The following is a 14483-nucleotide window of genomic DNA, read 5'->3' on the forward strand; positions in this document are numbered from 1 at the left end:
CCATAAAATGCTGGTTTTAAGTATTTTTCAGAAATTAAAAATGAAAAATAATCTTTAAAAGTGAAAAATGAATACGGTGTATTAAACACTTTCTCATCTAATTATCAATACTTTATTGAATAGCATCACAGATACTTTTTAAAAAGGAATTAAAATCAAAACCATCCTCTCCTGCCAAACCTGTACGTACAATAACTAAGTCTTTAGATGGGATAATAAATACGCGTTGCCCTTGGAAACCATTTGCAGAATACAAATCCCTAGGCGCATCTGGATACTTACCCCCAGCATTTAACCAAAAATGCGCTCCATACACCCCATTAGAGTTTTCAGTAGGCTTTGTTACATAATCTACCCAAGAGGAGTTAAAAATCTGTTCTCCGTTCCAATTTCCTCGGTGTAAATACAGTAAGCCAAATTTAGCCCAATCTCTTGTTGTTGCCCATGCATACGAAGAACCAACATAATTACTTTCTAAGTCGGCTTCTAAGAGCATAGAATGCATGCCTATTTTATCTATTAAGGTATTATATGGGAAATTTAAATAGTGTTCGTGATATATAAATTGCTTTCTTAAAATGCCCATTAGTAGATTAGAAGTGCCTGAGGAATAGTTCCAAATCTCTCTAGGTTTTGCAATAGCCCTTTTTTCTTCTTGCGCTTTAGTCATATCAGAAGCTAAAAAAAGCATTTTGGTTACATCAGAAATACTTTTATAATCTTCATCCCATTCTAAACCGCTTTGCATTCTTAATAAGTGATTTATAGTAATGTTTTTTCTGTCATCTACTAACCAAGAATTTACTGGGGCATAATTATCTATGTTAATTTTTTTAGCTTTTTGTAGTATTCCATAAAGTGTAGCAGTTATACTTTTAGTCATGGACCAACCCAAAATAGGGGTGTCTTTTGTAAAGCCTTCTGCATATTTTTCTCCAATAATCTGGTCTTTATGCACTATTAAAACAGTTCTTGTTTTCTGAGTATCAGGATCGCTAAAAGCGTAAGCTATGGATTTCTGTAACTGTGTGTAATCAACATTTGGTAAAATGGTATCTATAATGCCATTATTACCATATGGAAAAGGTAAATTATTTTTTATCCGATTTCTTTCTGGCGCATAAAATGGTGTTTCTTCATTATAATCGTTGTTTACTAAAACACAACCAAGACCACCTCTGTTTATTGTTTTTCTATCCATTAAACCAAAAACATTTGCTACTACACTTTTTTCAGAAACAACTGTTTTAGCAAGTTTTATTAAAGGAATATTATTATCGTTTTCTGTTACAGATTCGGCACTTCTTTTTGCAATAAAGACATTAGAGGCCATATTTTTAGACGCAAAACCAGAAATAAGGTTTAGTTTAGGGTAATTGTAAAAAGCGGTAATTACTACTATAACTAATACAAATAGCAATATTTTTTTGAACAATTTCATAGCAAATTAAGACTTGTATTTATTGTATATTTAAAACTATAAATATAAATAATTTTTGATGTCAAATATAGGTTTAATTATAGAAGAAAGAACTAGAGATATAGGCGATTTTATAGTAGGGAGACTTATCCCTTTTAGAAAGAAAAGAATGATAGGTCCTTTTATATTTATAGATCATATGGGGCCAACTATATTAGGTCCTAACCATTATTTGGATGTAGATCAGCATCCACATATTGGACTTTCTACCCTTACTTTTATGTTAGAAGGTGAGATACTACATGAGGATAGCATAGGGACTAAACAGGTTATAAAACCAGGTGATGTTAATTGGATGGTTGCTGGTAAAGGAGTAAGCCATTCCGAAAGAACACCAGAGCATTTAAGAAATGGAACTTCTTTTACAGCTCATGGATATCAGATTTGGATTGCTTTACCAAAAGCATTAGAAGATATTGCACCAGAGTTTCATCATTTTAAAAACAATGACCTCCCTTCTTGGAAACAGGAATCCGCAACATTTAAATTGATCGCAGGAAATGGATATGGTAGAAAATCACCAGTACCAGTACATTCAGAATTGTTTATGATTGAAGTTAAAAATACAGACGCTTTTCACCTCAATACTAAAGATCATCTAAAAGGCGAGATAGGAATTTGTATTGTAAAAGGAAGTATTAATGCATGTGGGGAAGAAATACAAAAAGGGAATATCGTTGTTTCTAAAGTAGAAGATACCTGTAAAACAATTATAAATCCTAATTCTCATTTATTATTATTTGGCGGAATACCTTTTTCGGAAAAACGACATATTTATTGGAATTTTGTTTCTACAGCCAAAGAAAAAATTGAAAAGGCTAAAGCCGACTGGAAAAATAAAACATTTCCAATGATGGATAATGACGATTCTTATGTTCCTTTGCCTTAAAATAGAGAACCTTATTAAGCTTTCTATCGTTTTGATGCTTCTATTTTTATTTAGCTGTGCAAGAGATAAAAAAGAACCTAAAGAGCTTTATAATTGGATTCCGCTGTCTGTAACAGCTACAGCATACAATTCTTTACCAGAGCAAACAACAACAATAGATCCAAACATAGCTGCTTGGGGCGATACATTGCATGCAGATATGAAAATTATTGCGGTATCAAGAGATCTACTTTCAAAAGGCTTAACATATAATACCATGGTACGGATAGATACATTTCCAGATACTTTTTTAGTAAAAGATAAGATGAACAAACGTTGGAAAAATCGGATAGATGTTTATATGGGTATAGATAAGGATAGCGCTATCAAATGGGGAAAGCGCAAACTTACTATATACTATGCAAAAGCAAAAGATAGTATGGTTCCAATTAAAAACTGAACCCTATACGTGATGCATGATGTTGAAATAAAAGCATATATAGCATCATGCAAAGACAAAAAATAATACTGTAGAATACTAATAAAATGAAGGTCCTATAAATTTTAGGAAACATTCCAAGAGCACTTTTCTGAATAATTTCATCTATGACTTTCATATTATTTTTTTAAGTAGGAATCTTAAATAATGTGATCTTACAAATAGATAACACCTAATTAGTCTCTAAACCCTACTATTTCATTACAAAGCTTTTTTAAAAGTCAAAAAAAATAAGCTAAATAGTTACTACATTTTGTTATTAAAGCTATTTTTATTTTATAGGATTTTCATTTTTATTGAGCTAATTTATTATGAAAAAGAAATTTTTAAAGATAAAAATATCAATACAAGTACAATAACTACCGGTAACTTCCTTTTGTTTTCTATGATATATGAATATGTTAAAATTTACATACAAAAATTCATAAATTCAAAATAATATGATGGGATAATTACAATTCATAAAATAAAGTTGGATACAATCTTGAATAGATATTTACGTTAAATTTTTATTTTTTTCATAAAATTTTCTTAATATTACAATATAGAAGGGTGTTTTTTACACTTTTATAACGTAATATACGTGTTAAAATACAATTCGATTATATTATAATAAATTAACTCAAAACTCAAATTACTCATGAAAAATAATTACAATACTTCATTTAAAACTTAGGATTATAGTGCTTTTGAAATTTTATAATTTCAATAAGTTTAAGAAAAACATTCTAAAGTTATACTTTGTGATATAGGCTAAATTTTTTCATCTAATTACAATGTGTTTTATACCTATTATATTAATCTTAAAGAACTTATTAATTCTTTAATTTATGAGATTAGTGCACGATATCTCTTTCAAAATTTTGGAAGACTACTCTTTTGTTAATAGATAGTATAGATAAAAATTAAATCGGTTAAAATTTTGAAAGATAATATAGAAAATATTGATACTGCTTTATGGGAAAGGTTAAGGACAGGCGATATTATTGCCTTTGGCAAATTATATGACTTATATATTGATATTTTAATTTCTAATGGAATGTACATGTCTAATGATAAAGAGTATGTAATGGACTGCATTCATGATTTGTTTATAGATTTATATAAATATAGAGGGAAAATAGCACATACTGATAATGTTAAATATTATTTATTAAAATCATTAAAACGAAAAATTAATAGAAAATATAAAACTAAAACTATTTCATTTACTGATGATTATCAATTTGAAATAAACCCTCAAGTTGGTTATTCTGAACCACTTGAAGAAAAAATAATTAGTTCTGAAAATTCTTCTGAAATAAATTTCAAACTTAAAAAAGCAATTAATTTTCTTACTACAAGACAACAAAAAGGTATTTTCTTACGGTTCAATGAAAATAGACCTTATGAGGAAATAGCTGAGATCATGAATGTTTCTGTTCAAACTTCTAGAACAATTATTTACCGTGGCATTAAGGTTTTAAGACAGCATTTGGCTCTTTTTCTCTTCCTCTTATTGATTAAAAATATTTTTTTTTAAAAAAAGTGTCTATAAAAGTATAAAGTGTTCCTTATATAAGTAAGGTAAGTTAAACTTGTTCATTATTATAAAATAATAAAAGTTTGCCTTGATCTTTTTAAATTATGGAAAACAAAAAACCAACTAAATTAAATTACACTTCTTTTTCTGAAGACGAAAAAGAACAATTGAAGAGTAAAATAATTACTTCAATATTTTCATATAAAAGGCGGAGAAAAAACCTAAGAAAACTTAGCCTTGGAATCACAGCATCAATATCCATAATACTTGGTATTTTATTTTTTGTTCATAGCAATAATGAACCCTCAATTGATGAGTATGTGAAAAATGTTAAAAATGTAGACAGTAAAGATTTTGATTCTATAAAACTTATCTTAAATGATACTGAAAATATAGATATTGCAGAAGATAATTCTACAATTAAATATTCAAATACAGGTCAGCAAATAGCGATAAATAATTCAAAAACCATTAATAGATCAGCTACCAAAAATAATAAAGTGGTATATAATACTATAGTGGTACCCTATGGCAAAAGGTCTAAAATTGAATTATCAGATGGAAGTCAAGTATGGTTAAATTCTGGTTCTAAATTAGTGTATCCAGTACTTTTTAGTGGAAAGAAAAGAGAGGTTTATTTAGAAGGAGAAGCAATATTTGAAGTGAGTCATGATAAGTTACACCCATTTATAGTAATGGCTGAAAATCATGAAATAGAGGTCTTAGGCACTGTTTTTAATGTTAGCAACTATTCAGATGAAAATATGATTAGTACTACACTTAAAAGTGGAAGTGTACAAATTAGATATAAAAGTGATTCTTTTTTTAAAACGGATGAGACTATTAAAATCACTCCAGGTACAAAGTCTGATTACAATAAAAGCATGCACAAAATCTCTTCTAAAAAAGTAAATGTGGAAAATTATTTTTCTTGGAGAGAAGGAGTATTTCTTTTTAAGAATGATAATATGGAATATATAATGAAAAGATTATCTAGATATTATAACGTAAACATCGTCATAAATAATAAAGAATTAGCAAAACAAACCTTTTCTGGCTATTTAGATTTAAAAGAGAATATAGAAAATGTAGTTGATATCATTAAAGAAACTACAGATTTTGAATATAATAAAGAAAATAAAACAATTACAATAAGCAACTTATTAACTAACTAACTTAAACTAAATAATAATTCATGAATTAAAAAACAACACTATTTAAAAAAACCAGAAGATGTTGGTCCATCTTCTGGCTAAAAAAACATCGCCGTGATTCACGGCAATATTAACTAAAAAACAAAATTATGAATAAAATTCTTAACCCTAATTCCTTAGGGGTAAAAAGTGCCTTGAGGCCTAATCTAATGACTATTATGAGGATATTCTTAATACTAATTACTGTTGGTCTTAGTTCTGCTTATGCTAACTCTGTGTATGCACAGACCAAAATCAATATTAATGTTAATGAAGTACAACTTGAAGATTTATTTAAAGAAATTCAAGATAAGAGCGAATTCATTTTCTTCTATAAAGATGATCTTGTAAAAAATAATCATAAAGTTACTATCAATATAAAAAAAGCAAAACTTTCGGATATTTTAGATTTAGCTTTTGCCAACACTAATTTAACTTACAAAATAGACGACAGACAAGTTGTTGTGAAAAAAGTAGTTAAAGCAGAAACAGTTCAGAGTTTAGATTCTAAACTGCCACTACAATCAGTAATTACTGGTACTGTAACTGATTCTGATGGAGCTCCGTTACCAGGAGCAAATGTATTAGTAAAAGGGACTACTAATGGTACACAAACAGATTTTGATGGTAACTTTTCTATAGAAGCTGATCTTGATGCTACTTTAGTATTTAGTTATGTAGGTTTTACAAGTAAAGAAGTGCCGGTTAATGGTCAATCTTCAATTAATATTCAATTAGAAGAAGACGCTTCTAAATTAGATGAAGTAGTAGTACTTGGTTATGCAACACAAACAAGAGGGGATTTAACAGGTTCTGTTGCTTCTGTAGATGTAACTGAGGCTGTAAAAGCTCCATTAGCAAATGTTGGTGAGGCTCTACAAGGTAGAGTTTCTGGTGTTTCTGTAGCAACAGCTGGTCAACCAGGTAGTAGACCCACAATTCGTATACGTGGTTTGGGAACATTTAATAATGCTGACGTGTTATACATTATTGATGGGGTACAAACTACAGATGGTTCCATATTAAATAGTATCGGAGCAGGAGATATTGAACAATTTAATGTGTTGAAAGACGGTGCTGCCTCTATTTACGGAGCAAGAGCTTCTAATGGTGTTGTCATTATTACAACTAAAAGTGGTAAGTACGGACAAGATAAATTAGATGTTAGTTTAGATATTTATACTGGGAGTGCTAGAGTATCTAATCTTCCTGAATTACTAAATACCCAACAACACGGACAAGTACTTTTTGAAAGCCTACGTAATGATGGTGTAGCTGTTTCACACCCTCAGTATGGTAGTGGTGCAGAACCAGTTGTTCCTACCTCATTATTAGGAGTTCCGGTAGCAGCAACAATACAACCTGGAGGTACAAACTGGTTTGAAGAAGTATTTGATAATGCACCAATTCAAAATGTAGCATTATCAATTTCTAATGGTAATGACAAAGGACGATATTCACTATCTATGGGGTATTTAAATCAGCAAGGTGTTGTTGTTACCTCACAATTTAAAAGAGCTTTTATCCGTTTAAATTCAGAATCTAAATTAGGAAAATATGTTACAGTAGGTGAACATGTGAATGTTTCTTTTAGTAACTCTAGATTTATAAATGATGAGATTATAAATACAGCTTATAGAAGTAGTCCATTAGTACCCGTTAGAGATGATGATGGAAATTTTGCGGGTACATACAATGCTGCCGCAGGTTTATCTAATGTAAGAAACCCTATTGCTGAATTAAATAGAGCAGGAAACGACTTTTTTAAACAATTTCGTTTAATTGCAGATGTTTATGCTTCTGTTAATATAGCCGATGGACTAACTTTAAAAACGAATATAAGTGGAGATTTAAATGCACTTAATGAAAGAAGGTTTTTAGCATTAGATCCAGAATTTTCAGAAGCTAGAGGAACCAATACACTTTCTGAAGCCAATCAAGATTTTTTTCAGTGGGTTTGGACAAACACTGCTAATTATACCAAAAGTTTTGGTGACCATTCTATTAATGCTTTAGTTGGTATAGAATCATTGAGGACTGGAGGAAAAGGATCTGGTGTAAGTAGAACTGGTTTCTTATTTGAAACACCTGATTTTTACTTGTTAAATAATGGTTCAGGCACACCAAATGTTGATTTTGCTTTTGATAACTCTAGTACAATTTTTTCTATTTTTGGATCTGCAAACTATTCATATAACAACAAATATTTCCTTACTGCTACATTGCGTAGAGATAGATCGTCACGTTTCTTAGGAGATAATCAGTCTGATACTTTTCCATCTGTTAGTGCTGGTTGGTTGGTTAGTGATGAAGACTTTTTTCAGGAAGTAAATTTTATTGATCGTTTTAAATTAAAGGCTTCTTATGGTGAGTTAGGTAACCAGAGCTTACCAGGTAATTTACTCACATCTAACTTAGCTGGTTTAAGCGAAAGTACGGCCAATTATACTTTTAATGGTTCAGGTACAGCAACTACAGGCGCATTCTTATCATCATTAGGGAACCCTGATCTCGTTTGGGAAAGAAGTAATACAACCAATATTGGGGCTGAATTTTCATTTTTAGATAATGCATTGACATTTTCAGTAGAACGCTTTAATATTACAACAGATCGTTTAATTGCTAGAGATAATAATATTAACCCAAGTACTGGTTTAGATGGCGATTCACCATTTACAAATCGAGGTTCTGTAGAGAATAAAGGTTGGGATCTTAGCTTAGCTTATAATAAAGAAACAAATGGTGGTTTAACCTATGGTATTAGTGCTAATGTTTCTACTTTTAAAAATGAAGTTTCTAATTTATCTAGCTTTATATCAGGAGATGGAGGTTTTAGAGGAGGTGCTATTACAAGAACTCAAAATGGGCAACCAATATCTTCTTTTTTCGGTAGAGAAGTAATTGGTATTTTTAGAACTGAAGAAGAAGTAGCAGCAGCACCAGATCAAGGTTTTGATACGCCAGCTGATGGTGTTGGTAGATTAATATATAGAGATCAACCTGTTATAACATTAGACGAAAATGGTAATGTTTTATCTGTAGAAGGTGATGGTGTTATTAATGATGATGATAGAACATTTATTGGTTCTCCACATCCAGATTTTACATTTGGTGTTAATTTAAATTTTGCCTATAAAGGATGGGATTTAAGTGCATTTATGAACGGATCAGTTGGAAATGATATTTATAACTATGAAAGAATATTTACCGATTTCCCAACATTTTTTAATGGAAACAGAAGTGTAAGAACTCTAGATGCTTTTTCAGCAACTAATCCTAATGGTTCATTACCTGCACTTAGCGGAAGTGTATTGAATAATGAAACGGCACCAAACTCATTTTTTATTGAGGATGGTTCTTATTTAAGAATGAAAAATTTACAAATTGGATATAGCCTTCCAGATTCTGTAATCGATAAATTAGGCTTAGATAAGTTACGTTTTTATATTTCTGGGACTAACTTATTTACCATAACAGGATATAGTGGTTTAGATCCAGAACTTCCTCCACGTAGAGTAGACGGAGGTGATGAAAATACAACTATAGGGGTAGATCTAAATACGTTCCCTTTATCGCAAATATATACTTTAGGTGTTAATTTAAAATTGTAAAAAAATGAAAAAGAAATTAATTTATTTAGCGAGTGGCTTACTCATGATTATGTCTTGTAGTGATGATTTCTCAACAGACAAAAATGTAGGAGTATTATCTCCAGAACAGTTAGCAAATCAAAATGGAGTAGATCTTTTACTTACTGGTGCTTATTCTGTTTTAGATGGTATTAGAAATAATATAGGTGCTAGTGACTGGACTGCTACTGGTGACAATTGGTGGTTAGATGTTATATCTGATGATGCCCATAAAGGGAGTACAGATGGAGATCAGGCAGATTTATTTGCTATTGAAACATATAATTGGCAAACAGGAAACTCTTATTTTAATGGATATTGGAGAGCAGACTTTGCTGGTGTTAATAGAGCAAATGCTGTTTTATCTCAAATAGCACAAATTGAAGGTGATTTTATACAACAAGCAGCTGAAGCCCGTTTTTTGAGAGCTCATTTTAATTTTGAACTTCAAAAAGCTTATGGTAATGTTCCTTTTATTTCATTAGAAAATTTTGATAATCAAGAATTTAATCAACCTAATATAGGCCCAATTTGGGAACAGATAGAGGCTGATTTTGAAGCAGCTATAGCAGTTCTTCCAGAAACACAAAGTGAAGCAGGAAGACCAACTTCTTGGACCGCCAAAGCTTATTTGGGTAAAGTACAAGTCTTTCAAGGAAATTATGCTGAAGCTTTAGTAACCTTAAATGATGTAATTAATAATGGCCCTTATGCTCTAAATACTGAGTATATAGATAATTTTAATGCCGCTGGCGAAAATGGACCTGAATCTGTATTTGCAATTCAATTTGCAGCAGATTCTGGACAATCTTTAAATGGTAATCGTGCTGGTACTTTAGCTTTTCCTGGTGGAGGACCTTTTAATTCTTGTTGTGGTTTTTATCAACCTACACAAGATTTAGTAAATGCATACCAAACAGATGCAAGTGGTCTTCCATTACTAGATACTTTTAATGATGTAGATGTGACTAATGATGCAGGTCTAAATTCGTTTGAAACGGATGCTGAAGGTAATAATATAGAAGATGCAGATGGCAATCCAATACCAACTCCATTTACACCACATGCCGGAAATTTAGATCCAAGATTAGATTATACTGTAGGTAGAAGAGATATTGATTTTAATGGTTTTGGACGTAATGTAGGGAAAGATTGGATTAGAGCAAGTTTTCAAGATATTTCTGGTCCGTACCTGTCTAAGAAAAATGTTTATCAATCAGACGAATTAAGCACAAATCAAGGCACAGGAGCATGGGGACAACAACATTCTGGTATAAATTATAACGTTATTCGCTTTGCAGATGTATTATTATTAGCTGCTGAAGCAGCAGCTGAAGAAAATAATTTAGCACTTGCTTTAGACTACACCAATAGAGTAAGAAATAGAGCAGCTACAATGACTCCAGTACAAGCACTTGATGGTTCTGGTCCGGCAGCTAATTATAATATAGCACCATACGCCTCTTTTCCAGATCAAGCATTTGCAATACAAGCTGTTCGTTTTGAACGTCGTTTAGAATTAGCAATGGAAGGTCATCGTATCTTTGATTTAAGGAGATGGGGTAATGCAGCTCAAGTAATAAATGAATATATTGCTAATGAATCTCGTACAATTCCTAATTTCGGAACAAAAGCTGGTACGTACACAAGTAATATGGATTTATTACCAATTCCTATAGATGCAATAGATTTGAGTCAAGGTATTTTAGATCAGAATCCAGGATTCTAAAATGTAAGGTTTATGATATGATTAATGAAGCGGAGTGTATAAGCACTTCGCTTTTTAATTTAAATTATTGTTTTATAATTTATACATAAAAAAATAATGAAAAGATTCATAGTACTACTTCTTATCTTAATTGCTATACTTTCTTGTACTTCTGAGAAAGAGCAAGAACAAGGCAATAAGATGTTTTATAAGTTAAAACCGGATGTTACAGGAGTAAAATTCAATAATACTTTAACAGAAAATGATTCTTTAAATTACTTCACATATGCTTATATATATATGGGTGGTGGTGTTTCTGTAGGTGATATTAATAATGATGGATTAATTGATATTTACTTTACAGGAAATATGGTTCCTAATAAATTATATTTAAATAAAGGGAATTTAAAATTTGAAGATATTACAAAAAAAGCAGGTGTTTCAGGAGATAATAGATGGTATACGGGTGCTACAATGGCAGATGTAAATAATGATGGGTTATTAGATATTTACTGTTCTGTTGGAGGTAAGTATGGAGATAAAAAGAATCAACTTTATATAAATAATGGAGATACTACTTTTACAGAAAAAGCTGAAGAATTTGGTCTTGCTAACAATGGAAACTCGGTACAAGCTACTTTTTTTGATTATGATTTAGATGGAGACTTAGATGTTTATGTTGCTAATTACCCACCAACACCTTTTGATGCTCCAAATAATTATTACAGTGTTAAAAAACAATACCCTAAGGGGGTAGAGATGGACAAACTATATGCAAACGAAAATGGCAAATTTGTAAACGTAACGGGAAAATCTAAATTAAAAAACTTTGGACTTACTTTAAGTGCTACTGTTGGAGATGTGAATCAAGATGGTTATCCAGATTTATATATTTCTAATGATTTTAGTACACCAGATTACTTTTTTTTAAATAATGGAGACGGAACGTTTACAGATCATGTTAGAGAAGTAACTAAAAACACTTCTTTTTATGGAATGGGAGTCGATATTTCTGATATTAATAATGATGGTTTATTAGATGTATTTCAAGTAGATATGAATGCAAATAGTAACAGACGTTCAAAAGCTAATATGGCGAGTATGAATCCAGATTTATTTTGGAGTACCGTAAATAATGAATTCCATTATCAATATATGCAAAATAGTCTTCAGATAAATAATGGAAATATAAACAATTCACTTCCAGATTTTAGTAATCTATCAAGACTTTCAGGAATTTCTTCTACAGATTGGAGTTGGTCTCCTTTAATAGCAGATTTAGATAATGATGGGTTTAAAGATATTTTTATCTCTAATGGTACCCGTAGAGAAATTAATAACAAAGATTATTTTGCCAAAATTAAAAATAAAGTTAATAAGGATAACTCTTTAGAAATGGCATTAGCTATTCCATCCGAAAAAATTGATAATTTTATTTATAAAAACAATAAAGACCTTACTTTTTCTAAAATGAATTCAGAATGGGGAATTTCGTATAAAGGTTTCTCTAACGGCAGTGTTTATGTAGATTTAGATAATGATGGTGATTTAGAAATTATTACAAATAATATTGATGATTCTGCTTCAATTTTTGAAAATAAGAGTTCAAATAACAATAATTATATAAGCTTAAGATTTAAAGGAACTGAAAAAAATAATTTTGGAATAGGAGTTAAGGCATATGTGATTACAAATGAGATCAGACAGTTTCAAGAAATGACACTTACACGTGGTTTTCAATCTTCTGTTGCGCCACAATTACATTTTGGTTTAGGGAAATCGAATACAATTGATACTTTAAAAATTAAATGGCCAGATGGTAAAATAGCGATTCAAACAAATGTAAAACCAAATCAGTTTTTAACTATAGATTATAATGATGCAATTATTGAATCTAAATTAGAAAGTTTTGACAATAAAAAACTATTTAAAACAGAAAATGACACTACTGTTTATATTAAACATAAGCACATAGAAAATTATTATAATGATTTTGAAAAAGAAATTCTTTTACCTTATCAAACATCTATGCTAGGGCCATGCTTAGCAGTAGGAGATTTAAATGGAGATCAATTAGATGATATTATAATAGGCGGCTCATCACAAAATATGGCTACTGTATATTTTAAATCTAAAACTGGTTTTATAAAACAATCCATAGAAGCTTTTTCTGTAGACAGTGGTGCAGAGGATATTGGTGTATTAATTTTTGATGCTGATGCTGATGGTGATAATGATATTTACATAGTTAGTGGAGGTAATGAGTTTGAAGCAAACTCAAAACAGTTGCAGGATAGATTATATATTAATAATGGGGCAGGTGACTTTGAAAAATCTTTAGATGCACTTCCAGAAATGATTACCAGTGGGTCTAGGGTAAAAGCTACTGATTTTGATAAAGATGGAGATTTAGACCTTTTTGTTGGTGGTAGACTCATACCCGGTAATTATCCGTTGCCAGCTAATAGCTATATCTTAGAAAATGTGAGTGCAAACGGAGAAGCTAAATTTATAAATAAAACAAAAGAATTAGCTCCTAGGTTAGAGCAATTAGGAATGGTTACAGATGCTATTTGGACAGACTATAATAATGACGGTTGGGTAGATCTTATGATAACAGGTGAATGGATGCCTATTACCGTTTTTAAGAATGATAAAGGAGAATTTAAAGATGTAACAACATTATTAGGTTTAAATGACTCTAGAGGCTGGTGGTTTAGTATTGCAGAAGGAGATTTTGATAAAGATGGCGATATGGATTATATGGCAGGTAACTTAGGGTTAAATTATAAGTATAATGCTAATGATAAAGAAACATTTGATATTTATTTTAATGATTTTGATGGGAATAAGAAAAGTGATATTGTTTTAAGTTATTATAACGAAGGTGAACAATACCCATTAAGAGGAAGAGAATGTTCTTCGCAACAAGTACCATCAATAAAGAAAAAATTTAAAGATTATGCTTCTTTTTCTACAGCAACTTTAGAAGACGTTTATACTGAAGATGACCTAGAGAAATCGCTCCATTATCAAGTAAAATCTTTTGCCAGCGTGTATATAGAAAATAGAGGAGACACTTTTGTTCTTTATAAGTTACCTAATAGCGCCCAAATTTCAAGTATTCATCAAATATTGGTAGATGATTTTGATAAAGATGGAGAATTAGATGCTTTAATAGCAGGTAATTTACATGCTTCTGAAGTTGAAACGCCACGAAATGATGCTAGTAATGGTCTATTTTTAAAAGGAAATGGAAAAGGAAATTTTAAACCTACACCAGCTATAGAAAGTGGTTTTTTTGCCAATGGCGATGTAAAAGATATGGCTCGTATCACCATAAAAGATACTTCATATATTATTGTAGGAAAGAATAATGATTATCTGCAATTTATTCGAATAAACAGTTAAGATACTTAGATCTTATAAAAAGATTATATATAAAGACCGTTTTCTTTTAGCAATTTAAATTTACTTTAGTTGGTTGCTTTTATAAGCACCCCAATCATTAAAATATATTTTTAATAAGAAATTACTGTAAAATATTTATTAAGATATACTAAATATGTGATTATTACCTTACT

Annotated in this window: 8 protein-coding genes; 7 read left to right on the top strand and 1 reads right to left on the bottom strand. The window is 30.5% G+C overall.

Translation table 11 applies throughout. The annotated features are described in order from the left end of the window. Window positions 1-112: 112 nt before the first annotated feature. Window positions 113-1441, bottom strand: a complete 1329-nt coding sequence (locus ACZ451_RS13725) for a serine hydrolase domain-containing protein (protein ID WP_464213335.1) — start codon at window positions 1439-1441, stop codon at window positions 113-115. A 58-nt stretch (window positions 1442-1499) separates the two neighbouring features. Here ACZ451_RS13725 and ACZ451_RS13730 point away from each other — a divergent pair, with 58 nt between their 5' ends. The 7 genes from ACZ451_RS13730 (at window position 1500) to ACZ451_RS13760 (ending at window position 14310) form a co-directional block, all read left to right on the top strand. Next, window positions 1500-2369: a pirin family protein gene (locus ACZ451_RS13730; RefSeq protein ID WP_464213336.1), complete on the top strand. Its 870-nt coding sequence runs from the start codon at window positions 1500-1502 to the stop codon at window positions 2367-2369. Between the two features lie 34 nt (window positions 2370-2403). Beyond that, window positions 2404-2808, top strand: coding sequence for a 3D domain-containing protein (locus tag ACZ451_RS13735; protein ID WP_464213337.1), 405 nt, complete (start codon window positions 2404-2406; stop codon window positions 2806-2808). 961 nt (window positions 2809-3769) lie between these two features. Continuing rightward, window positions 3770-4369, top strand: a complete 600-nt coding sequence (locus ACZ451_RS13740; RefSeq protein WP_464213338.1) for an RNA polymerase sigma factor — start codon at window positions 3770-3772, stop codon at window positions 4367-4369. 104 nt (window positions 4370-4473) lie between these two features. Beyond that, complete coding sequence (locus ACZ451_RS13745; protein ID WP_464213340.1) at window positions 4474-5544, top strand: FecR family protein; 1071 nt, start codon at window positions 4474-4476, stop codon at window positions 5542-5544. Window positions 5545-5672: 128 nt separating this feature from the next. Then, window positions 5673-9173 (top strand): TonB-dependent receptor, encoded by a 3501-nt coding sequence (locus tag ACZ451_RS13750; protein ID WP_464213342.1) that lies wholly within the window; start codon window positions 5673-5675, stop codon window positions 9171-9173. A gap of 4 nt (window positions 9174-9177) precedes the next feature. Beyond that, a complete protein-coding gene (locus ACZ451_RS13755; RefSeq protein ID WP_464213344.1) occupies window positions 9178-10920 on the top strand; it encodes a RagB/SusD family nutrient uptake outer membrane protein in 1743 nt (580 codons plus the stop codon). 96 nt (window positions 10921-11016) lie between these two features. Continuing rightward, on the top strand, window positions 11017-14310 hold the full coding sequence (locus ACZ451_RS13760; RefSeq protein WP_464213346.1) for a VCBS repeat-containing protein: 3294 nt from the start codon (window positions 11017-11019) through the stop codon (window positions 14308-14310). The last annotated feature ends 173 nt before the right edge of the window (window positions 14311-14483 follow it).

This window comes from Allocellulophaga tsushimaensis (genome assembly GCF_055383085.1).